This is a genomic window from Arthrobacter sp. TMP15 (assembly GCF_039529835.1).
Classification (GTDB): Bacteria; Actinomycetota; Actinomycetes; order Actinomycetales; family Micrococcaceae; genus Specibacter.
Genome location: NZ_CP154262.1, coordinates 1,887,723 through 1,914,494 on the forward strand (window position 1 = coordinate 1,887,723; position 26,772 = coordinate 1,914,494).

Consider the following 26,772-nt stretch of genomic DNA (forward strand, 5'->3'; position numbering starts at 1 on the left):
TTATTCCCACCCCCTCCAGTATGTTCTGGCAGTCAAACTTCTAGGCGTGGAGGCCAGCCGCGTCATGCCCACTGGGGAACCTCTACCGAGACGAGTTACTGGCAGAGTCCTGTTGTGCGATGAGATAGGCGATGACGAGTCAGCGTAGTGATGCCGTAACAATTTGTTTTTCCCAACAACCAGCTCAGCGAAATTTCGTGAAAATGGTGCATCCCGATCCTCGCGATCATTCGCTGAGAAGTCGGGGGGTGAACCGTCCCGGATAGGTGAAGGGTGTCTGTGGAATTGTTGTGCTTGGGCGGTCAGCGGATGATGGTTTTTCATGTGTGCGGGATGCGTGCTAGGACTGGGGCCCAGATCGGGGACACTACTTGATGGCTAAATACTTCGACGGTCCCAATGGTCTTTAGTTCCGTGGCTATGCTGATTGAAATGTTTGCCTTGACAGCGAGGCATGGAGACGTCCTGGCATGCCGTCGTGTCCCGTTGCCTTGATGCTCGGGCAGCTTGCTTGATGTTGTGGCATCGCTTGGATCCAGGTGATGAGTTAGCAATGATGGGGATTGATGATTCACAGGATTGTAAAGTTTGTTCACTGCGTTATTGCTGTTTTTGCTGTGATCCTGGCTTTCGGGTTCATGTCTGCGGCGGATGATATTGGCGTGCAAGGGGCCACTAGCTACTTGTCGGTGAATACCCCGATGGTGGGTGGCCCCGGTTCGGCCAAGGACATCGACACACAGACGGCAACGGCCTTGATCCAGGCGACGGCACAGGCGCAACACGCCAACATTGCTCGCATGGTTCCCGATCTGCAAAACCCAGCCACCCGCCGCAACCTCTATCTGGAGGTGGGGGATGGCTCTGCAGCTTCGGCGACATGGCTGGCGAAGGGCTACCCGGATTTTGCGCGTTCCATGACGACCACGGTGCTTCCTTGGGAAAAGATCGCCTCGATGGATGTTCGCGGCCGATATGTTCTCTTTGGAGCCAATACCGCAGATGTGGAACACGCGCTGACGGTGGGGCTGGAAGCGATGGGGCTTGACGTCACTTCAACCACTGCCAGTCCTGGGGAAGTGTTTCAATGGTTCCTGGCCACCTCCGGCCTTGGCGCAAGTTTCCTGATTCTAGCTTTGATTGTTGTGGTGAGCTCCGGAGCTGGGGTGATCCTCAATGCCAGAAGCTATGCCATCCAGCGGCTGCAAGGCAGTTCCTTCGCTGAAGTTTTGAGCCGGGACTTGCTTGCCTTGGGACGATTCGCACTACCCCTGTACGTGGGGGTTGCCTTGCTGACTGCCATCGGCTTGTTTGTTTATAACTCGCTTCATCAGCTTGCCCAGTTCGGGATGGTTGCACTGCTGGTGGCCGCTACTCTGGCACTGACAGCACTGCTGACTCATACGGCAGTGCTGGTGTTGGCCGGGAGGGTTCCTCTCATTGCGGCCGTCAAGGGGCTCATACCGAGTAAGTCCATCTTTGTCTCGATCTATACGGTACGAATTGCCGCGTCACTATTGGCGGTGGGTATTCTCTCAGCAACGCTCGCCCTGGGCGGTCAGGTGCTGGGCCAGCAAGCGAGCAAAGCTGTGTGGGCCTCCAATAGCGACCTCAACCAACTCCAATTCGCCAGCTACTTGTCAATGGAAGAATTCGCACAGCAGTCAGCAACCTTCGCCCACGTTGCCAAGCAGGCCGACGCCGACGGCCAAGCGGTTCTGGCCTTCATGAGACCATTTGCGGAAATGCGTCCCTACGATCCAAATAGCAAGGTCGCCCCAGCCCCGGGGCCACCCGTCGTATTCGTCAATTCCAGCTACCTTGAGCGCGAAACGATCCTGGATGCCCAAGGACAACGGATACAGCCCTCGAACACGGTCCGGCTGCTGGTACCCGAAACACTCCAAGGAGAACTCACCGAAATTACCGCGGTGATCGCCGGTGCCATTGGTGCGGACCGTCCGTTTACAGAAACCGTGATGATAGCCAACAACCAGGCCATCAACGCCTTCGGTTCAAACAGCGGCATCCTCGCCGATACCGAAGTTCCCGGCGCCGTCCTGGTAACCATCCCCTCCGGTGGCGGTTGGATCACGGAACCTGACTACTATGCCTACGCGATGAGTGGCGCGATGCTATTTACAGACCCTGCACGTATCATCTCCGGAGCCGACACGGCAGGGGCGCCAGCCTTCGTGACCGGCTTTCATCCAGCAGCACTCGATGCCAGCATCGTCTTTCAAAAAGACGCATCCGCGCTCCGAAACCACCTCTTCAGCACCATTGCCGCCATCGCCGTTCTGATGGTCACATCCCTAGGCGTAGCGATCATTTACACCCGTAAAAACGCCCAAAGGATCTTCACCAGTTTTATTCATGGCTGGCGATCGTGGCGGGTGAACAAGGTCCTTCTCACGGTTGAGGCCGTTGCCGGCATCGGCCTCGTTCTCTACGGACTGAGTATCCCCGCCAGGCACGCCGGGGCACTTGCGAAGAAGATTGCAGACGGAGGAGCGCCGGTGCCAGTGGATATCCCTGCTCTCATGGAGTGGGCGCCCGCCATCGCTGCCGGTATCGCCCTTGTCAGCATCACTTTCACCCTGCTCGCCCTGCGCGGCTACAAGACCTCGCTCATTCGCTCACATTCAGCGGACGCCTAAAGGAGCCATCACATGATCACAGCACACGGCCTGACCAAAGCCATTGGTCAACGCACCCTCTGGGAGGGATTGGAACTGACCGTCAATAACGGGGAAATGATGGCCATCCGTGGCCCCAGTGGCTCTGGCAAGTCCACGCTTTTGAACTGCCTAGGCCTGTTGGAACCCCTCACAGCAGGGAAGATCCTCGTCGACGGCGCCGACGCCACTGCATTCAGAGCCGGGCAGCGCCGGATCTTCCGACGAGACACCCTCGGATACCTCTTTCAGAACTATGCCCTCATTGACAATGCCAGCATTCAAGCCAACCTCGCTGTGGCAGGCGGACAACTGCGCGGCCTCAACCGAGCACAACAACAGGCCATATACCAGCAGGCACTTGAGCATGTGGGACTCGACGGCCGGGCAAAAGACCGAGTCTACGAGCTCAGCGGCGGCGAGCAACAGCGAGTCGCTCTCGCCCGGCTCCTAGTCAAGAAACCGGGTCTAATCTTGGCTGATGAGCCCACCGGTGCCCTCGATGAGGGCAACACAGAAATGGTCATCACCACCCTGCGCCATATGGCCGACAAGGGAGCCGCAATCCTCATAGCCACCCACAGCGACCACGTCGAAGAACGATGCGACACCCAACTGACCCTCGACGCGCTTGCCTCGATGGTCTAATACCTGCTTAGTGAAAAACACTTCCGCTAGATAAAAATCTCAACACATCCAGTCCCGCATGCGCTCAGGCCCTAACCGAGTAAATGCACCGAAAGGTAATGTCTCGCATCAGGAACGGCAGGCGGAACAGTCCGTCGGTGGAACTATGAGCCGCACGTCTTATCCCAGAAGGAAATGGTGACCCTGCGGATAGAAGTTTCTCCTTCAACCTGCGCGTTGAGGGGTAAGCATCCAGAAGTTTCGTTCCTGAGTGCGAATCCGCCGACCCACCAGGAGCCCGCGGCATGCTGGGAGGAGGGGCAGCTTTTGTACGTCACGGACAGGTAGCCGGCTGGCGGACCGTTTTCAGTGACGATACTGGCCCAGCTACTTGCTTCCGGGGTTATGGATACTGTCACTGTCGCATCTGGCGAGAGGTGAGTCCCGATCTTGGCAAAGGTGATCCCATCCACCGCATCCGAGCGCGGTGAATTATACCCATCGAGGATTCCTGGATACAACAAGGGGCCAAGCGCCAGATCGTCCGCTTGGATTGGGAAAGAGTCCTTTTGGGGACGAGACATGGCACAGTCAACGGTCGTTTTGGCCTCTGGCAAGGCGGCAACTCGGATGGGTGACGATGAGGCCGAGCTGACAGGTTGGGATGTGACTGGGGCGGGTTGAGGGCTGGTGCACCCTGTCAGTACGATCAGCAGTGTCGTGAGCCCAAAAATCCCTAAGCGATACTGGTCCCGCCACGTGGCTCGAAGACTCAAGTCCATATCAGCAGTGGCCTCGTGCGGTGGTAAGGGTTGCATGGCAATTAGCGTAGCCGAAGTGTCCATTCGCCAACAGAGCCGGTGAGTCGCTGGCAGCGAGAACAGCGAATCCAATTCCGCCAAACCTTGATCTCGCCAAGAGCCATACCGTTCCTCATTGGGTGTCCCATATAGATAGCGAGATTCGTCCCGCAAGCCGGTCCACCACCGGACGCAGATTTGCCCTGCAGCCGAGCTCTAAAATCGACATCGATGGGCGGATTTCCGCAGCTTCCCGATTCCCGTATGACCCGCCCGCAAAAATGCCCGCTGGCCTTATGCGGGACAAGTTTTCCGTCCACGCGGACCCTCTTCTGACTCCGATAATCGTTGGGGCGAGGCTAGCCAATACCTGCAAAGGCTCAGATGGCTTGGTCGTCGCAACCGAAACGGCGCGTTGTCATCTTCATCGACGGCAAACAGTCTGTAGGAAAGTGACACGAAACTGAGAACTTGAATGACCGAGGGTAGAACGTCGTTGCAGGTCAGGGCGATCTTCTGGTGACAAGCAACGTGGGATCCTACATTTGTTGGTTCTCGTTTTGGATGTCACTTTTCTCAATTTCGTGTCACCAGAGTGTCACCGTTCTCAATTTCGTGTCACCAGTCATTAGCCTGGTTGTGGTCATCCGCTGCGACGCGTAACACCGGCTAGCAGAAGTTCCGTGCGTCCCGCAAGGGGAACGGCGGATTCTGGCGGTCATTGCAACAGGAGGGGTTCGATCAGTTCGATCGGTTTCTTGAACTCTAGTCGTTTGCGTGGTCTGTCGTTGAGTTCAGCGGCGACCCAGTCAAGATCCTGGGCACTGTGGATGCTCAAATCAGTGCCTTTGGGGAAATACTGGCGCAGCAGTCCATTTGTGTTCTCGTTGATACCACGCTGCCAGGGCGAATGCGGGTCGCAAAAGTAGATCTCGATGCCCGTATCAATCTTCACGGTTTTCCAGTCCTGCATTTCAATGCCTTGATCCCAGGTCAGGGAATGTCGCAGTGCTTGCGGGAGTGTTTTGATCTTTGCGGTCAATGCCTCCCGCATCTGCTCAGCTTTGTACCCCTGGGGTAAGTGAACGAGCATCGTGTAGTTGGTGTTGCGTTCCACCAGGGTCCCAATAGCGGTCTGGTTACCCTTGCCAATGATCAAATCCCCTTCCCAATGTCCTGGCACGGCACGGTCTTCCACTTCGGGTGGGCGATGGGAAATATTGATCATTCCCGGGATCCGATTCTTACGCTGCCCGGTCTTGCGGGAGGGGCGCCGCACGGCCCGCCCAGTGCGTAAATACGCGACCAGATCCCGATTCAAGGCGCCCCTGGACTGGACGTACAGGGATTGGTAAATAGTCTCCGGTGACACCCGCATCTCCTCTTCGTTGGGGAACTGGACGCGTAATCGTCCTGCGATTTGTTCCGGTGAATACTTCTTGGCAAGGTCCGCTTCCACCACTGTACGCAGGGCTATGTTCGTGTGGAGTTTGGCCGGTTTCGGCCGGCTGGCACGCTCGTAGGCGAGCATGTGGGCCGAGGTTGCCCGGTAGGCGGTGCCGGGTTTCGTGTTGCGTCTCAACTCCCTGGATACCGTCGAGGCAGACCGGCCAATAACCTCCCCAATCGCTCTCAAGGACTGTCCCTGGGCACGGAGAATCGCGATCTCTTCACGCTGAGTGAAGGTCAGGCAACGGCCCTTTAAATTCCTGCCGCGGCGGGGCCGCACACCACCAGCGTTAGCCAGAACAGTGCGCCCGGTACGCCTACTGGTATTGATCGGAATAACGGCATCAGTGATGAAATCACCTGCCTGCATCCCTGCCCAAAAGACCTGCAATAGATCCGGCCGGAAAAGGATTGAATAGTTCGCCATAGCAACACTCATTCACTAAGTGTTGCAATCACCGCAAGAACCCAAGGAACCTCCAATGGACCGAAGTCCTCGGGTCGAAATTCGCTCCCGCTTTACAGGCCCGACACTGAATAGCTGCGCTTGATATTGGCCGTCGCACGTCCCCAGTCGCTAGCCTTGACGCGTGCTTGGTGCAGCTCGAAAGAGCGAGCGTCCTGGAAGGATTCGGATACATCCCAGACCCATGGATTGTCGCTCTGTTCCACCGCGAAGGAAATGCACCCGGATCCAGCCAGCGTCAATTCAAGATGTCGGGGTAGAAACTCCGTAACGACTGCAGTCTCGTGGTCACTCTGGCATATCAGCTGCCCAGTCAAAATGATGTTGTTCACGAGATAGATCCTGCCACAGACAGGTTTGAAGCAGAACTAGCCAGGGAGTCCCGCAAGCCGGTCGATCACAGGTCGGCCCGATCACCTGGGCTAACAGTGGCTGTGAGATCTTTTGGGATGTCCGCGGGGGAACGTTGACCGGTCGCGGTGTTGGCCGTTTTGTTCAAGACGTGTGGAGTCGATGTTCATATAGTGATGGAATGACTTTAAGACTCGGATTCATCGGTATTGTCACCAAAGATATGGCCGCATCGCTGGCTTTCTACCGAAAGTTAGGCGTACACATTGCAAAAGATCAAGATAACGCACCGCACGTTGATGGGAAACTCGACGACGGAACTGTCCTAGCGTGGGACACCATCGAGACCATCCGTAGCTTCGATGCCGACTACATCTCACCCGTCGGAGGCCATCACATTGCTTTGGCTTTCGATAAAGGTAGCCCTGCCGCTGTTGATGCTGCGTTCGCGGAGCTGATCGCGGCTGGTTACATCTCGCATGTTGATCCGTGGGACGCGCACTGGGGGCAGCGTTATGCCACTCTTCTTGACCCCGATGGCAATTCCATTGATCTCTACGCTGAGCTCGAGGAAAACTGACCCGGGCTCGCGCCGACCAGCCGCCGGAACTCTCTTGAGAGATGAGCCTGGTCGGCGTACCCGGCCACTGCAGCGGCGTCGAAAAGGCTAGTTCCTTCTTGCAGCAGCGAACGCGCACGTTTTGCACGATCAATTCGTGCCAGCGTTAGATAGGGGTACCCAAAATCCTGTTGCATTCTGCGCCTGAACGTACGCTGTGACCAGTCCATTATCTCGGCCACTCGCCACGGGGGTGTGCCCCGTCGGGCATGACCGTGAATGAACGCACTCCACGGGCCAATTTGGCTTGATTGTGGACTGAAAGCAGCGACAAGTTCTGGTACATCCGGCCATGTGGCACCAGCACATTGAAGTAGTGTGCGCGCCTGCATAGTCGCTTTGTGACCTAGCAGATCGGTCATCAACACAACCTGATCACTGATTTCACTTAGATCAAGGGCGAGCACGCTTCTTGCTGCACCGGGCGGAAACCGGAGACCGAGGGTGCCATCGCCCCTATCGGCCCGCGTCTCGATCCAACGAGTTGACGGTCCCGCAATGAAAACCTCCTCATTCCGCAGAATCAGATCGGCACATCCATCAGCCGGAATGACGGCTTCAACACTCCCTCTCGAACGCCAGATCGTATGCCCTGCGCCAAGAGCCTGTTCCGTATACATTTCACCAGCATCTCAGCAATCGCTCCCTTCCCGTGTATTCATTCCGGAGACGATCTTCCCCAGCACCGAAGCTCGGTCGCTCGTTAGCCCGTATGGGGAACGGCGGATTCTGGCGGTCATTGCAACAGGAGGGGTTCGATCAGTTCGATCGGTTTCTTGAACTCTAGTCGTTTGCGTGGTCTGTCGTTGAGTTCAGCGGCGACCCAGTCAAGATCCTGGGCACTGTGGATGCTCAAATCAGTGCCTTTGGGGAAATACTGGCGCAGCAGTCCATTTGTGTTCTCGTTGATACCACGCTGCCAGGGCGAATGCGGGTCGCAAAAGTAGATCTCGATGCCCGTATCAATCTTCACGGTTTTCCAGTCCTGCATTTCAATGCCTTGATCCCAGGTCAGGGAATGTCGCAGTGCTTGCGGGAGTGTTTTGATCTTTGCGGTCAATGCCTCCCGCATCTGCTCAGCTTTGTACCCCTGGGGTAAGTGAACGAGCATCGTGTAGTTGGTGTTGCGTTCCACCAGGGTCCCAATAGCGGTCTGGTTACCCTTGCCAATGATCAAATCCCCTTCCCAATGTCCTGGCACGGCACGGTCTTCCACTTCGGGTGGGCGATGGGAAATATTGATCATTCCCGGGATCCGATTCTTACGCTGCCCGGTCTTGCGGGAGGGGCGCCGCACGGCCCGCCCAGTGCGTAAACACGCGACCAGATCCCGATTCAAGGCGCCCCTGGACTGGACGTACAGGGATTGGTAAATAGTCTCCGGTGACACCCGCATCTCCTCTTCGTTGGGGAACTGGACGCGTAATCGTCCTGCGATTTGTTCCGGTGAATACTTCTTGGCAAGGTCCGCTTCCACCACTGTACGCAGGGCTATGTTCGTGTGGAGTTTGGCCGGTTTCGGCCGGCTGGCACGCTCGTAGGCGAGCATGTGGGCCGAGGTTGCCCGGTAGGCGGTGCCGGGTTTCGTGTTGCGTCTCAACTCCCTGGATACCGTCGAGGCAGACCGGCCAATAACCTCCCCAATCGCTCTCAAGGACTGTCCCTGGGCACGGAGAATCGCGATCTCTTCACGCTGAGTGAAGGTCAGGCAACGGCCCTTTAAATTCCTGCCGCGGCGGGGCCGCACACCACCAGCGTTAGCCAGAACAGTGCGCCCGGTACGCCTACTGGTATTGATCGGAATAACGGCATCAGTGATGAAATCACCTGCCTGCATCCCTGCCCAAAAGACCTGCAATAGATCCGGCCGGAAAAGGATTGAATAGTTCGCCATAGCAACACTCATTCACTAAGTGTTGCAATCACCGCAAGAACCCAAGGAACCTTATACGGGACAGTGTTTTGAGCGTCTCTGGTCGGCCGTAGGAAAGTGTCACGAAATTGAGAATTTCTGTGATCTGGGCCCAGGCGTCGTCGCAGGTCAGCGCGTTTCGCTGGTGACAGCCAGCTCGGGATCCTACAGGTCTTTTCCTTGCTTCCCGCCGCCGTGGTCAGCAACGCGATTGCACATGTGGTGGCCGTGGAGGACGGGTTTGTCTACCACGACTGGCTTGCGGGACCGCTAGTAGTATCCGGCGTGGTCACCCTGGCGATTGCATTTATCAGTGGACTCATTGCACGCAGGTAGTGGTCACGACCTTGAGACCGCCAGGGCAACCAGACAACGGGGGTGCTCCTGTCGAGGTTCCCCTATGACGCGTTGCTTATGGCCAGCCGGACACGAGTTGGTATACTCGCCAGCTGTTGCTGTCAGTCGAGCATCGATAGGTACTGCGGCCGGCACTTCATCGCATGGATGAGTTCTTCGGTCCCGTCATCCCAGACCAGCACCACGAGTTCCAACAGCCTGCTTCGGGTATCAAATCCCAGACGAAGGAAACGCCGCGGATCTTCATCATCCAGCGGCACCTCCCGGAGCGGCCAAGAGGCTGCCTCGATCCCGTCCTCATCGCTGATTCCGTGCTTGTGCGCGGAGCCGCGAACGATCATGAGCTGGTAAGCGTGTTGTCTGTGTGCGCCCAGCTCGACAGCGCAGCGCGGAACGCCTCGGAGCGGTTCAGGTGCTCGCGCTCAGCGCGTTCCATGACTGCAGCAAGCTCCTCGGTGGTCAAGCGCACGGGCACGACCTGCGAAGCGGTTGCACCCCTGGCGGGGCGCCCCATGCGGGCCTTGAGGTCTTCGACGTCGTAGCCTGCCTCGGCTTCCTCGACCCACTGGTCGATCTCGGCCTCCGAGACTGGCTGCCCGTGTAGTTTTCTTTCCATGAGTACTATCGTAATACGAATCCCCTGGCGGAGCCAGAGTATCCAGCGAGCCGGTACGCCAGAGTCAGCCCGTGACATAACATCTGGAATCCCTCATTGAAAAACTTGTCCATGCACCAGAGCAGCTTTGACCCTGAGCCGCCTTCCGTGAAGCCGTTTGCATGGGCGCGAGGTCTTCGACGTCGTCGCAAACCGCTGACCTGTAACCGCTGACACGAGAGTCCCAACACTAAGACTGCCCCAGCATCGCGAGGCAACAACGACTAGGTCCCTCGTGTCGTTAAAGGTTCCCCAGTGGAGCACGGCCAACGCGGAACGATTAAAGGCGCTGCCCTCGTTTCAGTGAACCGCGTGACAACCGTCACATGGGACATCCTGCCAAGGATGAATCGAACTTGGTTTGGTGACGATCAAAGATACGCTGGCCACATGGTCTACAACACTCATCAGCGCGAAATTGCAGCCCCTGCTAGTGAAGTAGGGTCCCTCATTGACTCGCTTGCGAGTGAGAATGATCGGCTGTGGCCCCGAAGCGAGTGGCCAGCAATGCGCTTGAATGGACCGCTTGGCGTGGGCGCAGCGGGAGGACATGGGCCAGTGCGCTACGTTGTGTCTGTATTCGAGCCCGGCAGGCGGATCGAATTTCAGTTCACCGGCCCATCGGGTTTCAATGGGCACCACGGTTTCACTGCAACCAGCCTTACGGACAATTCAACGCTACTCCGGCACGAGCTTTCCGTGTCGCCGAGCGGAGCGGCGAAACTCACCTGGCCAATCTTCTTCAGACCTATGCACGATGCTCTTATCGAAGAAAGTCTTGATCGCGCAGAAAACGAATTTAGTTCCTCACCAGATGCTGCACACCGCCGGTCGCTGTGGACGAAGATACTTAGGGCACCATTCTCCGCACGGATGACCCGCAAGTAGCAAGCCCGGTAGAGGTTCGGCATACGAGATTGGCACTGCGGACGATCGTTTCGATCTTCCACATACCCTGACGCCCGCTGTATAGGATGGTGCGATGTCCGAAACTTTTACTCTCACAAGCGATCGAGTATCGCTCCAGCCATTCATTGAACGTCACCTTAGCGCCCGAATTCACTATCAAGCGCTGCCGGAGGTTGCTCGCTATCTCTACCGCTCACCGCTGACTCCTGAGGCAACTCGCGAGTCGGCTTTGGCCAATAGAGAACGGCGTTTTGAGAGTCCTGGGGATCGCCTGCTATTCGCCGTGGTCAGCAACGTAGACGATATTGTCTTGGGCGAAGTCGTTGCCACGTTGGAGAATCCTCACGCCCGTCAAATTGAGATCGGGTGGATCTTTGACCCAGGCAGCGCGGGTCGGGGTTACGCGACAGAAGCAGCGAAGACGCTACTTACCTACCTGTTTACAGCTGAGAACGCTCATCGGGTATTTGCTCGTCTGGACGCAGAGAACGACGCCTCACGACGATTGTGTGAGCGTTTGGGAATGCGAGAGGAAGCCCACCTCATCGAGAATGACCGCGACGGCGATCGATGGGGTTCGGAGTATGTTTATGCGATGCTTGCCCGCGAGTTTGAACCGGCACAAGCGTAGAAAGAGTGCATCGTCGATAGCTCATCCGGATCGTCAATGCCCTATCCACCCATGAAGATGAGCGTGCAGGTACATCCTCTACAGAGAATCCTGTCCCACAGACCGTTCGGCTTGCGAGTTGCCAGCTTGTGCGTGGAGTGTCGCTGCACTTCAGTCGACGCGCGTGGCTACACGGTCGCAGAGCGTGACCCACTCACCCTCGGGTTTGAACTCCCAGTGGTGAGTTTGAGTACGACTGTCGTCGCTGAATGTGATCGTTGCTCGTGCCTGTTCGCCGGTGAAGTGCCACGTGTCCCCGTCAACGTCTACCTGATAATTGTTTGCGAATCCGCCATTGTCTATGGTCCACGAGAAATAGCAGCCTCGCTTGGGATCCCAGCCCAGGAAGCTCATCGTGTCAAACGGTCCATTGGCATGCTCATCTTGCACTATAAAAAAACCCGCCCGAATACCAGTGAGCGGAGTGAGCGCTACGCCACGGTCCACCTTGCCTGTCGGTTCCAAATGCCGTGCCCTCTGCAGACCAGTCGCCGAGAAAAGCTGTCAGCCTCATTTGCTCATTCGTCATGAGGAGACTCTGGCATATCGACAGGTCCTCCGTCTAGGACTCGATGCGGTGGGCGGACATTTCGTACAATTTGTCCATTTAGGGTTCCTCTGCGAAACAGTGTGAACCGGGAGTTATTGCGTTTGAGGTTGCGGCATTTGGCGTTGAAAACCACAACCGAGATCAATCTCCGACCGCATCATCAGGAGGACTCCGCAGCTCCTCTCGTGCGGCCAGCGGCAAGGAGGCTACGCGCATTTGCTACTGTCCTGCTAGGTAACCGGCGACGGTTTCGTCCGCGCCGTTGCCTTGATCACCACCGTCATCATCGTCGCAAAGACGGCAAGGAACGCGAGCCCGCTGGCCATGTACAGGCCTGTCTCCAACGCGAACGCTGCCTCGGAGTTCCAATCGAAGTAGGTATCGCCCACGGAGTTTAGGTTGGCAAATGAAAGGAAGAAGTATGCTGGGGCACCCAGGGTAATGATTCCAGCCCACAGTGACACAGCGGCCCAGTTCGGAAGTACGGTTCGGCGGGAAAGAGTCGTCACGCCCCAAAGAAGACCGAGCAATGAGCCGAGCGCAGCGAAGACGAAGCCCGGAATCGTGCTGTAGTTCTGACCGGCAGCATGCAAGTCAGCAATCGTCGTTTCAAGCGGCATCTCGCTCGCGGCGACCACTGCCCAATCATTCATCAATGTCGCTCCAAGCATGGCGTAAACGATGATCGCAACGATTCCGAGGAGTGTAGGCAGTATCCGCATCATGCAAGGCTAGCAGCGGCCCTCAACCGATTTTCCACTATCCGGAATCCTCTCAACGGCGTACGGCCTCGGCGGAGAACCTCTCGAACTACATGGAGATGGATGAAAATGCCAGATTCATTTTCACACCCATGAATTGTTGGCGGGCGTAGCGCTTAGGGTTCCGCATACGGAAATGGCCGCGTTCGTAACCGGTGGGGTTAGCCATGGTGGAAATCCTAAGCGTGAATCTCCGGACAGATCTTCCTCAGACCCCGGTGTGGCCCGTTCCACCGTCTACCGTGCCATCAAACGCGCCGGCGAGGCCGCCGCTTAGATCCGCAGGATTGCAACGTCCACTCCGGAATCAACGCCGGCACGTTCTTAGGGAATTTCCGGGCAGATCTTCCCCAGACCCCTGGTCAGTGAAACCCGAAACCCTAGCGCTCAATCCTGTTCCATTACTACCAAGACTCCGAGCACACCGTTGGTGACGTTTGTGTTGATTCGTGGCCAGGATCGGGAAACCTGGTCTATCCGCTCCATGGAAGCCATTGCGGCCTAAGCAAGCCGGGTGACTGTCGGCTGTTACCGTAAGAGCATTCGTATCAACTCTGGGGGAACAATTATGAGCTATCCAAACGACCAGGCGCCGCAAGGGTACCCAGTTGCTTATGTCCAGGCACCTGTCTACATCCAAGCACAGCCCAAGGGGCTGAGCGTCGCAAGTATGGTGCTCGGGCTCGTCTCCATCTTCTTTGGCTGGACGTTTCTCGTCCCCCTCCTCGGGCTGATCCTTGGAATAGTCGGCATCAAGAAAGAGCCCGCCGGCAAGGGAATGGCCGTCACGGGCATCATCCTCAACGGACTTATGATCGCCGGCTGGCTCCTCTTGATCGTCTTCCTATTCACCGTCGGAATCTGGGGCGCAGCCGCCTCCGTCAATAGCGGAAACGCATAGCCAGATTTCAAGCCATCCCGGTACTGAACTTGGCACCCTACGGCACAATAAAGTCCGTTTTCTGCAGCGACCCCAATTAGGAGACGATCCATGAAACAGTATGGATGAACCACGGTAACGTAGGGCCCTGCGCCCAGGCGACGGCCCAATTTCCGGGCTTCGGCCAAACCCATTTCAACGACCACTCAAAAGCTATCCCACACGAGGTTCCTCAGCGAACAGACCCGCTAGACCCTCAGGCCAATGATTAGGCCAGGCGTTCAGAATAGCGGTTGGCGGAACGGATTTCGGGCGTGCTTGCTTCTCGATTGGTGGCTAGACTCTTGGGGTGTCTACCGTTTGGAGCCTCCAAGTCATCGTGCTGAACGGCGGATCGAGTTCTGGCAAGTCCTCCATTGCTCGAGCGCTTCAGGAAATCCTCCCGGGCATCTGGTTGACGTTCGGCGTCGACACGTTCATTGCCGCCCTTCCTGGCGGAGGTGACAGCTCGAAAGCAGGAATTACCTTTGAGCAAGGCGGCACGATCACCTTCAGTACTGAGCATCGAGCTTTAGAGCGCAGCTGGTATACCGGCCTCAGCGCTACGGCTCGAGCAGGGGCTCACTTGATCCTCGATGAGGTCCTTCTCTCCGGGGATGCTGGACAGGAGCGTATCCGGTCAACATTTGCCGACGTGGACCTGATCTGGGTGGGAGTGCACTGCGACTCCGACGTCGCCGTATCCCGCGAGTCACAACGCCTTGACCGTGTAGAAGGCATGGCGCGACAGCAAGCCCTGAGCGTGCACGCCGGGGTTTTCTACGACATCGAGGTCGACACCACGAATCGCTCAACCGATGACTGCGCGCGTGATATCGCTAGCCAACTCTCCCCCGATGCCCTTCCCCGTTGAGGATCCTCATGTAGGAACCCCGTGCTGCCGCGTGTCTGTCCACAGAGGGTTCCGCTTGCGGGGGCACAACCAAGAGCGCATCGTCCCCGTGCAACTCTCACCTGATCGGAGCTCACTCAGATCCGACCGGGTACCTATCTCCCTTGTCGCGAACCCCAGGCTGTGCGACAGCTGACGTCCCCAGGCCGCTACGCCGAGGTGATTCACGAAGGAGCACCCAGAGTAGCGTCTGTCGAATCGCCGAATGGGGGGACGTAATGTCCGTGTTGCATCTGCAACAGTTTTGAGACATTATCTAGATATATTCTATATCTAGATAATGGGGTTCGCATGAATTTGATCGACGAATGGCCCGAGCGCGACCGCCCATGGGCGAGCCGGTACATGATTGTAGTGTCGCGGCCCGAAGTGCCATCAGCGGCCATCGATGCCCGAGCACGCGAGTTGATCTCCGCTTTGCGTGAGGCGGATGCCCCCGCCGATGTGCTCTTCGGCGACCCAGACGAGATCGCCGAAGAGGATGTCCGCGTCCTCGGCACCAACGAAGAGGCCGTCTCAGCTTCGGAGGGTGGCGGCCCTCGTCAGGGGCTGAACTTTATCGGCACCGCGCTCACGTTTTTAGGAGTCTCCAGCGCGCTAGTCATGCTGACCCGCGGTGTCTGGCAAATCGATGTCGAGCTCGGCCCATTGTGCATCGTGCTCGGCATTCTAGGAGCGTCGATAGCGGCAAATCTCGCGTGGACGCGCTTCGTCGCAGGTAGCACTGGATGGACTCTTGTGGCCGGCGCTGGAGGTCTCACTTACATGGCCGGGTGCATCTGGCTCGCGGCGGCCGTAGGGCCTGGCTATTTGCTGATTGCAAGGGTCCCGCTCTGGGCGCTGATGATCGGGATGGCTTTGCCCGGCGTTCTTGTTCTACTCGTCGCCCGTTTGGTTCCTCGGCGCCCCCTTCGATCCGCGTGGGCAGACGACGAGTGGCTCAGGCGCTTTCGCGGCTCGATGCGCAGCCAGGGAGTATACGGGGATGTCGCTCGGGAGCACGAGCACAGCGTGCGGGCTGGGATCGATGAGGGCGAAGGTGGCTACTATGTCGAGTTCGGTCACCCTGTCGTGTTCGCGCGATCATTGGCCGTGGACGATAACCGCGCCGCCATTCGCCGGTGGCGATGGAGCAGCTCTTTCCAGGTGGCGGTACCTCTGCTGATGTGCGTCCTGATTGCGTTCAGCGAGTCATTTGGCGCTTGGCGATCAACCGCAATGCTCTTCCTCTTTGTGAGCGGCATAGTCGCCGCCTACACGAGCTGGCGCCATCGCCCGGCGGAGCAGAAAAGATGAGTCTCGCAGCCTGGCAGCGGGCATCCCTACCGATGCTGATCCTCAGCGTGCTGGAAAGTCAGCCCCGACACGGATACGGCGTCTCGCAAGCGCTTGTCGAGGTTGGCCTCCAGCCCATCAAAGGAGCTCAGTTGTATCCGACACTCGTGAAGCTTGAAGCAGACGGAGCAATCTCCGCGACTTGGGAGCCGGCAGCATCAGGTCCTGCACGCAAGGTCTATTCCATCTCCGGTCAAGGTCGCGAGCAACTCGCGACCTTGAGGCTGGAGTGGGAGAGGTTTAGCAAAGCAGCCCGAGCGCTCGGCGTATAAACGCGGCGATCACGTCGAGTCCGAAGGAGAAGCAAAAGGAAGCAGCGCTAGTGACTGGTTGGAACGGAGTGGCGAACCCGCACGTCGCGCATCTCCGTATGCGCCAGCGGGTATCGCGCTTAGCTCACTAGAGATGTCAGTTGTCTTTGTCGCGAAACCCGGTCCGCGCACCGGTTGAGTCATTTCAGGGCCGTTGGAGGTTCCCCTAGGAACAGAGTCGTCTGTGCTGGCACCTTGTGAAATTATCAGCAGAGCATTTCTGACAAATCAGACCAGTGGCCACCACTCCTGATATCTATGGACTCGACGCCTGAACATGAAACACCCCGCCCAGCTATGATGTCAGGATGGGCGAGGAGATCACGGGTCAGGCAAGGTCAGGATGGGCCACTCAGGCACGCGATTTCATCCCTGCAACGCATCGCGGACTACCGATGCTGCGCCTTTACCTCCCATTCCGAGACCCCGCTCTCGAGTACGGGAAAGACATTGTGCGGTGGTCCCAGCACGTCGCGGTAGAAGATCATTCTGCCTCGCTAGATTGGTTTGAAGCGACCACAGGCATCGTCGAAGAACACCCGTCGGTTCGTGACCTCGTCTCCTGTATGGGCGAGTTGGATGAACAAACCGCAAACGCCCTTCGTGATGTGATTGGCGTTGTCTGGCTCCAATGTCTCCGTTGGATGGGCTACGCCGAAGCACCGCATACCAGCTCGCCAAGGCGAGTGTTCGGGGAGGAATACTTCGAGGCAAACCTCTGTCCAGACGACGTGCGGGCCGGACGAAGGGTCCCGGAGTTCGCGTGGGATGCCGAACGGCGTCTCGCATGGGGTGCTCGGCTCTACCCAGACTCGTTGATCGTGGCCGCAGAGCTACCCATCTTTCGGCAACTAATCAACGATCCCCGAATTGACACTGCGTCGGTGAGAGCTGATCGAGACGAGCTGCCACCAAGCGCGGGCGATTGACGGGTCCACTGGATGTCCCTGTCCCGCAGGAGGTTCGGCTTGCGGACGGCAGAAACGACTATTCGGTTAGAACGAACTCTTCGAGCTGGTTTAGTGCCTTTGCGTGCCCGTTTCGACTGCCCTCGATCATCCCGTCACCGACGAACGAGGTGACTTGGCTCGTGAGCCGCACCTCGGTACCATCGCCGTTAACGGCGAAACTCCATGTGACCACGCCCGCGCTGAGCGGCTCCTCAGAGGTCGCCACAGTCTCGGTATAGACAACAAGCGATTGCGGCACGATGAGCGAGTAGTCAACGATGTTGATGAAATCGAGCGATTCGAGCGGGCCACAACGGTATCGGTCTCGACCACCAACTTCGAACGCTGCTTGTTCGTAGACCATTGCTTCGCCCGCCGGAACGCTCCACTGTGCTTGCTGATTCGAATCAGCGAATGCTTCCCAAACCCTCGATAAATCGGCATCAAGTGTTTTCGTGAACTTCAGGGTTTCGTGAACGATAGACATTCCAGCTCCTCTGCGATTATGTATCCCATGATGCCATTGGCGACCGTCCTGCGGCACGGTTTGGTATCCAATCCAAGGCAAATTGTCCCTATCCTCACTGGCAAAGCCAGCCTGACCCGTTCCGTAAACTTTGGACCGGATATCGACTCGGAGCGTCAGAGGATGAATTTGGCTGACTTATCGTTCCGGAGAATGTTCCCCAGCGGAACGGCCTATGCAGACCCTAGGGCTCTTACTATTGGTGTATGCCCAATTCACTTCCTGCTTCTGCGCTCCCCTTGTCAGAGATCGAGCAGTCTCTCATCGGCCTGGCACGCGAGACAATCAATGCAACCACTGATGCCGGACCTGGGGACGAAGGTGTGCACACAATGGGCGCTGCAGTTCGAGCAAAAGACGGACGGATCTTTTCAGGCGTGAATCTGTTCCACTTCACAGGCGGTCCCTGCGCTGAGCTCGTCGCGCTCGGAGCAGCGCGCGCCGCAGGTGCGGCTGAATTAACTCACATTGTGGCCGTTGGAAATCATGACCGAGGCGTGAAAAGTCCTTGCGGGCGGGATCGGCAGATTCTTGTTGATTACTACCCAGGAATCCGCGTAATCCTCGATACTCCACATGGACTTGTGAGCGTTATTGCCAGCGACCTCTTGCCGTTCAGCTACGACTACCTTGCCGAGCAAGCCTGAATTAGGACGTCCTGTAAATGGGTTCCCTTACGGCGCCGTCCCCACGATATGCACTGCCTTGTCCTTTGTCGGCAGATAGGTTGGGATCATGCACAGTGTTTGGGATGCTGACGATTCGGGTGTGATGCGGTTGCCGTCCGGCCGATTACTGCGCGGCCGCGGCCTTCATCAACCAATCCCCAGTGGAGCTACGCCCGACTTCGCGGTCTACCTTCTGGGCAAGAGACCTTCCCCGTCCAAATGGGAAGCACGATGGGTGCTGTGGCCCGACTTACGGCTGCCCAAGGACCGCGACGACGCGCGGGACGCGCTGCGTGAAGCCTGGCTTCGTTCCGAGAGAGAACGAGTCGAGATCGTTTGCGATGGCGGCCATGGGCGCACGGGCACCGCGCTGGCGTGTATCGCCGTGCTCGACGGCGTGCCCGCCGACAAGGCAGTGAAGTTTGTTCGCGAGCAATACAACTCACGCGCAGTCGAGACACCGTGGCAACGCCGGTATGTCGCGCACTTCACCGCGGACTGACCCACTCGCCTGACGACCCACCTCAAGAGTTCAGTCGCACAAGCGGTTCCCGAACTGGCAATGAAGCCGTATTTGCAGAGCTTATGAGACTGAACTTGTGGGTTTAGCGCGGTTGAACCGGATTACTGCCTGATCAGCCAGAATCGATAAGAGCATCCCAGAGCCGACAACAAGAAATGCCGCAAGCAGTCCGAGCATGGCACCAAACGTGCTTGAGCTACGTACGTTTTCGAAAGTCGCCGGGGACACCTCGGCTGTGAAATTGACCCAGAGTGCTGACCAAATGATCCACCCAACACCCATGCCCAAGCATCCTGCCACGAACCTGATCGAGCCCCGGATCGCCAACGCACTCATTTTTCGCATTTACCTCCTCCTCTGTTGGTTCAAAGAGTACCCGGCTTACCGAAGTATGAATGCAATCCCCGTCCCATATACCGTTCCGCATCCGGGCACGGCAGAAATGTTGACTACTACTGAAATTCGTCACCGAGCAGGTCTGCCAGTTACGCCCAGCTGCGCGTGACTAATACCAGAAGGTACCCGTCAACGTCGGTGAAAGTCATGCCATGCTGGTCCCAATAAGGATTCCGTGCGGCAACTCGAACGCCCCCGGCATGCTCGATCCTCGAAATGGCATCTTCATCAATAGTGCCACCAAGATAAATCACAAAGAGATCTTCAGCGCTGGGCGTAGGTTGCAGGGTATCGTCTTGGACGATTTCCAAGTGCCAAGTCGCATCTGGCCAGCCAATAAAAGCAAGCTTGTGTCCCGAAACCTCGTCTTCCTGACGTCCCTGGAGAGGCAACCCAACTCCGTCGACCCAAAATCGAATGGCTGCTTCAATGTCGCGTGTAGGACGTGCGAAACGAATATGGTGTTGCGGTTCAGGTTTCATAAGCAGCAATCATAGGCAGCGCATCGTTATTCCCGCTATCCATTCCCCAGCGGACAGCCCAACATACCTCGAGTCCACGGTTGCGACAGGCGCTCAGACTAGTTCTTGGCGGACCGGCTTGCGGGACGCTCCGGGCACCAGGTGGTTACCTAGGGGAGCCACACTTGCTTTGCCGTTGATCAGTGCATTGCGTGACGTCATGGCGACGGCCGGGGATTTTTACTGGGATAGCATTCAGCACATGGAGTCTTCCCCCGCGAATGCCGACCGTAAGACCGCGAACGAGCCTGGCCTGATCGCCCGGTATCCCCTTGCAAGTTTCTTCATCCTCGCCTTCGCAATTTCATGGATCGCGTGGAGTCCGTGGTGGCTGGGGCAGGACGGTCTCGGATTGCTCCCGATACCTGGCTCCCTTCAGGTAATAGCACTGGTGAACCCGCTAGGCATCTTCGGCCCGGCCGCTGCCGCCCTTATCGTCATCCGAGCCACCGATGGCCATGCCGGAGTCCGTCGCTTCTGGGGAAACGTAACTAGCCTTCGGCTCGGTCTGCCGTGGTGGAGCGCGGCCCTGTTAGGCATCCCCGCAATCCTGTTAGCCGGAGTAATACTCCTGCCCGGAACGCTAGGTTCCTTCAGAACGGATGGCCTGACCGCAGTCCTGATGATCTACCCTGTGCAACTCCTCGGCATCGTCTTCCTCGGCGGCGGTCTGGAGGAAATTGGCTGGCGCGGTTTCGCCCAGCCCAAGCTTCAAAAGAAAACGTCACCACTGGCGGCAGCACTGCTGATCGGTATCGTCTGGGCCGCATGGCATACGCCCCTGTTCCTGACTCAAACGTGGGATACACCCCGGAGCACTATTGCACAGGTTCTGCTGTACGTGGTCGTTGTCATTGGGCTTTCAGTGATCATGGCATGGGTGCGCAACGGCAGCGACAGCACCCTTGCTGCGGTCCTGGCCCATTCATCCGTCAATGGCTCCCTCGGCGTCTTGGTGGTCGCATTCCCCGGATCGCTCGTCGAAACCACGAACTGGTGGGGCCTTGGCATTATCCTGGCTGCCGCAGTGGTTGGTGTACTGACAAGGGGCCGTCTCGGTATCGGCGAGGTTATCGAAGCCCCCACAACAATGGCGCGTCCCACATAGTCCACAGTGCCCGGTGAAGGTTCCCCAGCGGACAGCTAATTAGATCTCACAGCTACTTCTGCCTCAGGTGATCTGGCCGACCTGTGATCGACCGGCATACGGGACCGTTCGGTGATGTCTATAAGGGAGACCCCTTTCGGTGCGACTCGGTTTACCTGTGGCGGTTACCTGAAGCAAATGTCATGATGTTTATGAGGCGGGCCACACCATTGAAGGTAGATCAGTGGATGGATTAGTGGGGGTCCGGTGATCGAGGGGAAGAAGAAATGCGCTTCAGTAAGCCTTTGGCACGGAACCCGTGGCCACATGACATGGCAATTACGGTCGAGGACCATCCGTTTCCCCTGAATCTTCTGTTGTTTGTCCGTCAGGCTTGGCAGCTCGAAGTCGATGCCGACATTCCCAAACTCCTGCCGCTGCCAGCGAGAGGTAATTCCAAGGCCCCAGACTCGGCCAGCCTCCCCGAGTGGGGCACCCGTTGGCAAACCGCTTGGGATAGGGCTTGGACCTGGTACCAGATTGCCGACTCCTCTCGGCCGGAATACCCGACACAGGAAAGCATGCGTCAGATGCAGGAAACCATGCGGCAAGTCATGCAGCCTGGGCAACCCCTCCACCCGAGCGTTCCGCCCTTGTGGACAGCTGACTACGATTGGGATGGCATCGACCAAGACGCGTTCAACGCCTGGGACCAAAGCCTGGCCCCGAAAATCCTGACGGACGTGGAACGCCAAAATCTGTCCAGCCTCATCCCGGCTTGGGAATCGGGGATGGACACCGTCATCGTGCTCCCTTATGCTGGCTACTTCGCCCAGCGAATCAGCCGCCGACATCTCGCCGTATCGGCCTCCACCAGAAACAATCCTGAAAGCTACCGTCAGGCATTACAAACTGCTTGGGCCGGTTAAGTAGTTCGGGACTTCAGGCGTCCGCGCAGCGTTCCTCATTGGGACGAGAGTTAAGCCCACTGACCACTTCATCAGTACGCCCACATGCAAGTCGACGCCATTGATGAGCGAACCGCTTTCGATGCAGCTGCCGGATCTGACAGAGTGAGTCCATGGATATCACTTTGTTGCTCGTCGTTCTGATTCTCATCGTGATGTTTGCAAGCATCAGCATTGTTGGTGCGTTGCATCGGATTCGCAACGCGAGTGAAAAAGCACTCGCCATTCTGGAAAGTCAGACCGCTCGGCAGAATACGGACAACTCGTCCCAGTAGCGGTTCGGCTTGCGGGTGTGGAATCCCGGTGCTGACGACTTCTGACGGCGATGTGTAGCCGGTTTAAAGAAAATGACAGTAGCGGTAAGGTGTTAGGCATTCGCTAGTCTGCATTTCGGCTGGCAACCACATCGGTCACATCGGTCTTTTGGGGGAAATATGTTGACGACGTTCATGCGATCCGTAAGTGCAGATCCCGCCATTCCTGCAGCCTGGATGGTGTTTCAGTTCGTAGTATCACTGGTGCTGGTCGTGTTGTTGGTCGCATCTTTGGTAAGCATCGTGCGGACTAAGAATCAGCCGCCAGCCCGAATCATCTTATGGGTACTGATTATTTTTCTCCTGCCGTTCATTGGTCCTATCTTCTGGTTTATCGGCAGACGAAAGGCGCCAGAGTCTATCCACTCACTGCCATCCTGAATCTAGACAAGGCACGGCCTCCACGACCCATGTCGCAAATTCGCTATCGACGACACCCTCGTGCTCCTGCATCCGGTGAAGGTTCCGCCTACGGGCGGCGTCGCGCGGAATTGCTTTCTAGACGTTGAAGAATGGACGGGCTTTTGCCAGGCCGGTAACGACCAAATCCGCTGGTTCGGTCGGTACCCAATCTGAAGCATCGAGGCGAAGACGGTCGGAGACGATGGCTCGCCCGGCGAGAACGTCCCGCGAGATGCCATCGTGAAGGTATCCGAGCCGACGCGAGACGCCCTGCGAACCAACATTGTCCTGGAACACCTCGGTCAGCGCGGTGACGGCTCCCAGTCCCTCAAAAGCAAGACTCAGCAAGGCCGTCCGGGCCTCAGTACCAATACCCTGCCGGTGAAATTCAAAGCCAAGCCACGACTCGGTTTTTACTTCACGCAGTACAGGAAAATTGCGTGCCTTCAGCGTGACCATGCCTACTGGCTGGTCTCCTCGGAATACGCCCATTTCCAAGGCCCAATCCTCCGTACACCACGCGCCCCGTCGGCTCCAGTGCTGTTGCATCACGTGAAGTGCCCGCTCACGAGGAGGAAGATCTGTCCATGGTGTCAGAAATGGCTGCTCGCCAGGTTCGTGTACGCCATTGGCCGCGACCTGAGCCAGCTCGGATAACTCTTCATCGTTAGGAACGCGGAGTTCCAACCGCTTGGTTGCAAGCTTCAAGTGGGCGAGAGGCCAGTAATCGTTTAGCACTTCGCCAGTATCGCACGGCAGCATCCACCGGTTTGCGTTTAGACACGCGAGAAAACGCAGGCCAACTTCCTCCACTGCCCCGCAGAAGGTTGGCTCTGCGGGAACTCAAGACTGACGGCAAGAGAGAACCCAGTTGCCACTATTTGGATCGATGACCCCTGAAAGTTTTGAGCGGGGCGATCTCGCGCCAGCCTAGGCTGTCATAGAGGGGGCGACCCTCAGCGGATGCCATTAGCAGGCCCGTCTCAGCACCTTGCGAAACCGCCCAATGCTCCAGTCCGATCATAATTCTGCCCGCGAACCCTTGGCGGCGGAACGCATATTCGGTTCCGATCCGATCGAATACCGCATCCGATCCAGTGACTGCGACCTGACCCCGTGCCGCGGTATCGCCATTCACTTTCGCGGCAGCACTCGCCACTAGGTGTGAGGATTTGACCTCAATACCGTCTGGCGGTGTCCGAGACCCCATCTCCGTCATCATCATTCGTTCGTCATAGGTCACGTCCGCAAGCCCGTCTGGTTGTGCTTTGGGCAAACAGCCAAGGACGGTCACCCACACGTCGGTGCGACCATTGGCAAGTTTCGCCACCTGATCTAACTCTTCACCCGTTGGCGAGACGACGAAGTATTCTGCCACGCGAGTTTCAGCACACACGTGCACCAGCCGACCATTAGCAGCCCGCTCACTCACTATGCCCCGTGTGAGGCACCAACCCTGAATCCAGCGTTCAAGGAGCTCAGGCAGCGGAGGCGTATACATCACTGGCGAGCCTATCAGCGGCCAGGGCTCGCCTCCTCTTCATGGGTGAAGATGGCGAGCCCTGAATGATGCCAATTACATCTCGCTAGTAGCCTTAGCGCGCATCAAAGAATCGCTAGCGAATCCATTGGGTTCGCCGGGTCACTGAAGGTTCCCCCGTGGGCACTCCCATGCCTTAAAGGATGCTGTGAAAAATCAGTTGATCAGTCCCGGAAATGTAGAGTTGAGGTCATGTCTTCAATCCGGAACCTTGCTGTGGGCTTGCCGATCAAAAATGGCCACATTCTCGCGCAAGTAGGGCACGACGCTGTGAAGGGCACGGACTACTTGCGCGCAATCGGCGGTGGAATCGAGGTCAGCGAGACCGCCGAGGAAGCGCTGCGACGGGAGTTCCTTGAGGAACTCGAAAACGAACTCGGTGCAGTTCAGTTACTCGGAGTCATCGAGAACATTTTTAGAATACGAGGGAAAACCCGGGCATGAGATAGTTCATGTCTTCGGCGTCCAGTCTGCTGAAATCGACTCGATCTCGCTCGACTCAAAACTGTACGTTCTGGATGAGGGAAGTACAGTCGCTTGGTTCAACATCTCTTGTATGGAGCAGCCCCTGTACCCGGAAGGATCCACGGCACTTATTTATGTTTGGGAAGACTCAATCAAATAATCGAAAGGCCCAGATCAACTGCCTACGGCGTCCCGCCGAGGGTTCCACTTACGGGCACGCCACGGCAAAGAGAAAATTGGATCATGACAATGGGAACCGGCGATTTTGAGTTGACCATGGACGAGTTGCGAGTCGTGGCACGCTATGTAGCGGAGGCTGCACAGCAAGTGCTTCCTGTGTTTGAGGCTGCCAATCCAAACGATCCTCGGCCGCGCGCTGCCGTCGACGCTGCTTGGGAGTTTGTCGACGGCGCAAGAAGGACCAACCTACAGCGTGTCACAGCTGTAGACGCCCACCGTGCTGCAAAAGATGCGACCAACGAATCAGTACAACTGGCCGCACGCACTGCGGGCGACGCCGCAGCCGCTGCGTACCTGCACCCAATTGCGAAAGCGACTCAGGTGGGTCATATCCTGCGCGGGCTTGCAAGTGCGGCGCGCATAGCTGAGTTGGTTGCAGGCGACAATCCCGAGGTTGGTGACGTCTTCATTGAGCGAGCCAAGAACCATGCCACGCCAGTCCTGATCGATGTTCTCCGCCGGTATCCAATCGCACCAACGGGACAGAACCGCGTCACTCACCTCATGAGTACCTTGGACTCCAAGCTACGCGAATCCCGTTGAGGGTTCGGCTTATGGGAAGCCTCCAATGGTGCTGCTAGGGTCGAATTATGCCCATCACCTTCGTTCCAATGACGCCGGCCGACACGGAAGATATCGTCAGCTTCCTGATATCAAACAGTTTCCCCTTCCATGTTCATGCGACCCCGCAAGCTGCGAACATACGGACGAAGATTGAGAATGGGCGTTTTTGGAACGATGACACCCAGGGCTATTGGATAGTGATGGACGAACATCGTATCGGCATGGTCGCCCTGGAAGACTTGCAAGAAGAAGATTCCCCCCTCTTCGACCTGCGCCTGGACGAGGCCCAACGAGGTAAAGGTGTCGGCCTGGAAGTGCTGCGTTCTCTCTGCGACATGGTTTTCAAAACGATGCCGAACACGCTCCGCTTCGAGGGACAAACACGAGAAGACAACATCGCCATGCGCAAGACCTTCCTTCGCGCAGGTTTCCTCAAGGAGGCGCACTACCGGATGGGATGGCCGACCAACGACGGCGGACATGTCGCTTCCATCGCCTACTCGATCTTGCGCCAAGACTGGGTAACCGGGGACGTGACCCGTTTCGACTGGGAAGACTTAGCTATCTAGAATTTCGTCCCGCAAACCGTTCCGCATATGGTTGTAGGTAGTAGCTGGCCACATTGTCGTGGCAGTGCCGCACGTGTTTGGAGCAAGGAAGCGCACGACGAAATTAGTTAGCCGAAGAGGTTGCCGAGGCTGATGGGCTCTTACGGATCTAAGACGAGAATGTTTTCCGTAACCTTGGTCCATCCAGGTTCTAGCTTTGCCGTATCCGAACCATCCGCCAGGAGTCTTGCCGATGACACGCCTGCTCCAGCAGACTCGACAATCTGACCAGTACCGGTATTCGGGCCACATCCCACAAACCAATTCGGGGGCTCACCAGGTGGAACTACGGCGAGGCAAGCAGTCTTAGAATCATCGCTTTCCGCAACGAAATAGCGGACCCCATCACGGGTTGCCAGTAGCCGCGCGGTTTCACCATTGACTGGCTCTGGGACCGTAACAAATGCGGGCAAAGCATCTGCCGGCGTAGCATCACGGTTGAGTGCTTTGATTTCTGGTTGACCAGAACAACCACTCAGCAGAAGAACTGCAATACCCGCAGCAGCAACTAGCGAAAATGACGCACGTTTCATGTGATCCCCCATGTCGATTTCACTAGACGCTACAGCAACCGTGTCCAGTGAACCAATGAATCGAACACGACGACGCTCAAGAGCGCGTCCCGGTGACCGTTCCCCTCTGGAACTGCCATGGCACGACTTTCTGGCTCCCGCGTGCGCCTGAATCCACAGGCCGGTATCCGACCGGCTTGCGGCAC

General features: G+C 57.3%; 32 protein-coding genes. 18 read left to right on the forward strand and 14 right to left on the reverse strand.

The window, feature by feature from the left end:
* The first annotated feature begins 566 nt into the window (after nucleotides 1–566).
* Both AAFM46_RS08285 and AAFM46_RS08290 read left to right on the forward strand, forming a co-directional pair.
* Nucleotides 567–2,660, forward strand: coding sequence for a hypothetical protein (locus AAFM46_RS08285; protein ID WP_062008728.1), 2,094 nt, complete (start codon nucleotides 567–569; stop codon nucleotides 2,658–2,660).
* Between the two features lie 12 nt (nucleotides 2,661–2,672).
* A complete protein-coding gene (locus tag AAFM46_RS08290; RefSeq protein WP_062008726.1) occupies nucleotides 2,673–3,326 on the forward strand; it encodes an ATP-binding cassette domain-containing protein in 654 nt (217 codons plus the stop codon).
* A gap of 143 nt (nucleotides 3,327–3,469) precedes the next feature.
* Here the strand turns inward: AAFM46_RS08290 and AAFM46_RS08295 are convergent, their stop codons facing one another.
* The 3 genes from AAFM46_RS08295 to AAFM46_RS08305 all read right to left on the reverse strand — a co-directional run bounded on the left by AAFM46_RS08295 (nucleotide 3,470) and on the right by AAFM46_RS08305 (nucleotide 6,352).
* Nucleotides 3,470–4,123, reverse strand: coding sequence for a hypothetical protein (locus AAFM46_RS08295; protein WP_343317374.1), 654 nt, complete (start codon nucleotides 4,121–4,123; stop codon nucleotides 3,470–3,472).
* A 700-nt stretch (nucleotides 4,124–4,823) separates the two neighbouring features.
* Nucleotides 4,824–5,993 carry an IS30 family transposase gene (locus AAFM46_RS08300; RefSeq protein WP_343317375.1) on the reverse strand — a complete coding sequence of 390 codons (1,170 nt, stop codon included), beginning with the start codon at nucleotides 5,991–5,993 and terminating at the stop codon, nucleotides 4,824–4,826.
* 80 nt (nucleotides 5,994–6,073) lie between these two features.
* Nucleotides 6,074–6,352: an antibiotic biosynthesis monooxygenase gene (locus tag AAFM46_RS08305; RefSeq protein ID WP_343317376.1), complete on the reverse strand. Its 279-nt coding sequence runs from the start codon at nucleotides 6,350–6,352 to the stop codon at nucleotides 6,074–6,076.
* 200 nt (nucleotides 6,353–6,552) lie between these two features.
* Between AAFM46_RS08305 and AAFM46_RS08310 the strand changes: the two genes are divergently transcribed.
* On the forward strand, nucleotides 6,553–6,951 hold the full coding sequence (locus AAFM46_RS08310) for a VOC family protein (protein ID WP_343317377.1): 399 nt from the start codon (nucleotides 6,553–6,555) through the stop codon (nucleotides 6,949–6,951).
* A 775-nt stretch (nucleotides 6,952–7,726) separates the two neighbouring features.
* Here the strand turns inward: AAFM46_RS08310 and AAFM46_RS08315 are convergent.
* Nucleotides 7,727–8,896 (reverse strand): IS30 family transposase, encoded by a 1,170-nt coding sequence (locus AAFM46_RS08315; protein WP_343317366.1) that lies wholly within the window; start codon nucleotides 8,894–8,896, stop codon nucleotides 7,727–7,729.
* 186 nt (nucleotides 8,897–9,082) lie between these two features.
* Here AAFM46_RS08315 and AAFM46_RS08320 point away from each other — a divergent pair, with 186 nt between their 5' ends.
* Nucleotides 9,083–9,238: a hypothetical protein gene (locus AAFM46_RS08320; RefSeq protein WP_343317378.1), complete on the forward strand. Its 156-nt coding sequence runs from the start codon at nucleotides 9,083–9,085 to the stop codon at nucleotides 9,236–9,238.
* A gap of 122 nt (nucleotides 9,239–9,360) precedes the next feature.
* On the opposite strand, the gene AAFM46_RS08325 is transcribed toward AAFM46_RS08320, so the two are convergent.
* Nucleotides 9,361–9,600: a hypothetical protein gene (locus tag AAFM46_RS08325; protein ID WP_086998300.1), complete on the reverse strand. Its 240-nt coding sequence runs from the start codon at nucleotides 9,598–9,600 to the stop codon at nucleotides 9,361–9,363.
* Complete coding sequence (locus AAFM46_RS08330) at nucleotides 9,597–9,875, reverse strand: ribbon-helix-helix protein, CopG family (protein WP_062009995.1); 279 nt, start codon at nucleotides 9,873–9,875, stop codon at nucleotides 9,597–9,599. The genes AAFM46_RS08325 and AAFM46_RS08330 overlap by 4 nt, the downstream gene beginning before the upstream one ends.
* A gap of 1,021 nt (nucleotides 9,876–10,896) precedes the next feature.
* Between AAFM46_RS08330 and AAFM46_RS08335 the strand changes: the two genes are divergently transcribed.
* Nucleotides 10,897–11,454, forward strand: coding sequence for a GNAT family protein (locus AAFM46_RS08335; protein WP_343317379.1), 558 nt, complete (start codon nucleotides 10,897–10,899; stop codon nucleotides 11,452–11,454).
* A gap of 150 nt (nucleotides 11,455–11,604) precedes the next feature.
* Here the strand turns inward: AAFM46_RS08335 and AAFM46_RS08340 are convergent, their stop codons facing one another.
* Both AAFM46_RS08340 and AAFM46_RS08345 read right to left on the reverse strand, forming a co-directional pair.
* Nucleotides 11,605–11,940: a hypothetical protein gene (locus AAFM46_RS08340; RefSeq protein WP_343317380.1), complete on the reverse strand. Its 336-nt coding sequence runs from the start codon at nucleotides 11,938–11,940 to the stop codon at nucleotides 11,605–11,607.
* 333 nt (nucleotides 11,941–12,273) lie between these two features.
* Entirely contained in the window at nucleotides 12,274–12,696 is a 423-nt protein-coding gene (locus AAFM46_RS08345; RefSeq protein ID WP_343317381.1) for a hypothetical protein, read from the reverse strand.
* A 676-nt stretch (nucleotides 12,697–13,372) separates the two neighbouring features.
* Here AAFM46_RS08345 and AAFM46_RS08350 point away from each other — a divergent pair.
* The 5 genes from AAFM46_RS08350 to AAFM46_RS08370 all read left to right on the forward strand — a co-directional run bounded on the left by AAFM46_RS08350 (nucleotide 13,373) and on the right by AAFM46_RS08370 (nucleotide 17,211).
* Nucleotides 13,373–13,705, forward strand: a complete 333-nt coding sequence (locus AAFM46_RS08350) for a DUF4190 domain-containing protein (protein ID WP_343317382.1) — start codon at nucleotides 13,373–13,375, stop codon at nucleotides 13,703–13,705.
* A 328-nt stretch (nucleotides 13,706–14,033) separates the two neighbouring features.
* Nucleotides 14,034–14,597: an AAA family ATPase gene (locus tag AAFM46_RS08355; protein ID WP_343317383.1), complete on the forward strand. Its 564-nt coding sequence runs from the start codon at nucleotides 14,034–14,036 to the stop codon at nucleotides 14,595–14,597.
* Nucleotides 14,598–14,927: 330 nt separating this feature from the next.
* Nucleotides 14,928–15,932, forward strand: a complete 1,005-nt coding sequence (locus AAFM46_RS08360; RefSeq protein WP_343317384.1) for a hypothetical protein — start codon at nucleotides 14,928–14,930, stop codon at nucleotides 15,930–15,932.
* Nucleotides 15,929–16,243, forward strand: a complete 315-nt coding sequence (locus AAFM46_RS08365; protein ID WP_343317385.1) for a PadR family transcriptional regulator — start codon at nucleotides 15,929–15,931, stop codon at nucleotides 16,241–16,243. Before AAFM46_RS08360 ends, AAFM46_RS08365 begins: the two co-directional genes overlap by 4 nt.
* A 347-nt stretch (nucleotides 16,244–16,590) precedes the next feature.
* A complete protein-coding gene (locus AAFM46_RS08370; protein WP_343317386.1) occupies nucleotides 16,591–17,211 on the forward strand; it encodes a hypothetical protein in 621 nt (206 codons plus the stop codon).
* Between the two features lie 58 nt (nucleotides 17,212–17,269).
* On the opposite strand, the gene AAFM46_RS08375 is transcribed toward AAFM46_RS08370, so the two are convergent.
* Nucleotides 17,270–17,719: an SRPBCC domain-containing protein gene (locus AAFM46_RS08375; RefSeq protein WP_343317387.1), complete on the reverse strand. Its 450-nt coding sequence runs from the start codon at nucleotides 17,717–17,719 to the stop codon at nucleotides 17,270–17,272.
* A gap of 245 nt (nucleotides 17,720–17,964) precedes the next feature.
* Between AAFM46_RS08375 and AAFM46_RS08380 the strand changes: the two genes are divergently transcribed.
* Both AAFM46_RS08380 and AAFM46_RS08385 read left to right on the forward strand, forming a co-directional pair.
* Nucleotides 17,965–18,405 (forward strand): cytidine deaminase, encoded by a 441-nt coding sequence (locus AAFM46_RS08380; protein WP_343317388.1) that lies wholly within the window; start codon nucleotides 17,965–17,967, stop codon nucleotides 18,403–18,405.
* Nucleotides 18,406–18,493: 88 nt separating this feature from the next.
* A complete protein-coding gene (locus AAFM46_RS08385; RefSeq protein ID WP_343317389.1) occupies nucleotides 18,494–18,928 on the forward strand; it encodes a protein-tyrosine phosphatase family protein in 435 nt (144 codons plus the stop codon).
* An 81-nt stretch (nucleotides 18,929–19,009) separates the two neighbouring features.
* On the opposite strand, the gene AAFM46_RS08390 is transcribed toward AAFM46_RS08385, so the two are convergent.
* Nucleotides 19,010–19,294, reverse strand: coding sequence for a hypothetical protein (locus AAFM46_RS08390; protein ID WP_283527122.1), 285 nt, complete (start codon nucleotides 19,292–19,294; stop codon nucleotides 19,010–19,012).
* Nucleotides 19,295–19,434: 140 nt separating this feature from the next.
* A complete protein-coding gene (locus AAFM46_RS08395) occupies nucleotides 19,435–19,827 on the reverse strand; it encodes a VOC family protein (RefSeq protein ID WP_343317390.1) in 393 nt (130 codons plus the stop codon).
* Nucleotides 19,828–20,068: 241 nt separating this feature from the next.
* Between AAFM46_RS08395 and AAFM46_RS08400 the strand changes: the two genes are divergently transcribed.
* The 3 genes from AAFM46_RS08400 (at nucleotide 20,069) to AAFM46_RS08410 (ending at nucleotide 22,196) form a co-directional block, all read left to right on the forward strand.
* Entirely contained in the window at nucleotides 20,069–20,974 is a 906-nt protein-coding gene (locus tag AAFM46_RS08400) for a type II CAAX endopeptidase family protein (RefSeq protein WP_343317391.1), read from the forward strand.
* A gap of 266 nt (nucleotides 20,975–21,240) precedes the next feature.
* Nucleotides 21,241–21,882, forward strand: coding sequence for a hypothetical protein (locus AAFM46_RS08405; protein WP_343317392.1), 642 nt, complete (start codon nucleotides 21,241–21,243; stop codon nucleotides 21,880–21,882).
* A gap of 152 nt (nucleotides 21,883–22,034) precedes the next feature.
* Entirely contained in the window at nucleotides 22,035–22,196 is a 162-nt protein-coding gene (locus AAFM46_RS08410) for a hypothetical protein (protein WP_283527134.1), read from the forward strand.
* Between the two features lie 537 nt (nucleotides 22,197–22,733).
* Here the strand turns inward: AAFM46_RS08410 and AAFM46_RS08415 are convergent.
* Nucleotides 22,734–23,399: a GNAT family N-acetyltransferase gene (locus tag AAFM46_RS08415; RefSeq protein ID WP_343317393.1), complete on the reverse strand. Its 666-nt coding sequence runs from the start codon at nucleotides 23,397–23,399 to the stop codon at nucleotides 22,734–22,736.
* Between the two features lie 115 nt (nucleotides 23,400–23,514).
* The gene (locus AAFM46_RS08420; RefSeq protein ID WP_343317394.1) at nucleotides 23,515–24,141 is read right to left on the reverse strand and encodes a hypothetical protein; all 627 of its coding nucleotides are present in this window, start codon (nucleotides 24,139–24,141) and stop codon (nucleotides 23,515–23,517) included.
* Between the two features lie 228 nt (nucleotides 24,142–24,369).
* Here AAFM46_RS08420 and AAFM46_RS08425 point away from each other — a divergent pair, with 228 nt between their 5' ends.
* The 3 genes from AAFM46_RS08425 (at nucleotide 24,370) to AAFM46_RS08435 (ending at nucleotide 26,015) form a co-directional block, all read left to right on the forward strand.
* A complete protein-coding gene (locus AAFM46_RS08425) occupies nucleotides 24,370–24,621 on the forward strand; it encodes an NUDIX domain-containing protein (protein ID WP_343317395.1) in 252 nt (83 codons plus the stop codon).
* Nucleotides 24,622–24,885: 264 nt separating this feature from the next.
* Entirely contained in the window at nucleotides 24,886–25,425 is a 540-nt protein-coding gene (locus AAFM46_RS08430) for a putative immunity protein (protein WP_343317396.1), read from the forward strand.
* A gap of 47 nt (nucleotides 25,426–25,472) precedes the next feature.
* Nucleotides 25,473–26,015 (forward strand): GNAT family protein, encoded by a 543-nt coding sequence (locus AAFM46_RS08435; RefSeq protein ID WP_343317397.1) that lies wholly within the window; start codon nucleotides 25,473–25,475, stop codon nucleotides 26,013–26,015.
* Nucleotides 26,016–26,155: 140 nt separating this feature from the next.
* On the opposite strand, the gene AAFM46_RS08440 is transcribed toward AAFM46_RS08435, so the two are convergent.
* Nucleotides 26,156–26,587, reverse strand: a complete 432-nt coding sequence (locus AAFM46_RS08440) for a hypothetical protein (protein ID WP_283527138.1) — start codon at nucleotides 26,585–26,587, stop codon at nucleotides 26,156–26,158.
* Nucleotides 26,588–26,772 lie beyond the last annotated feature (185 nt).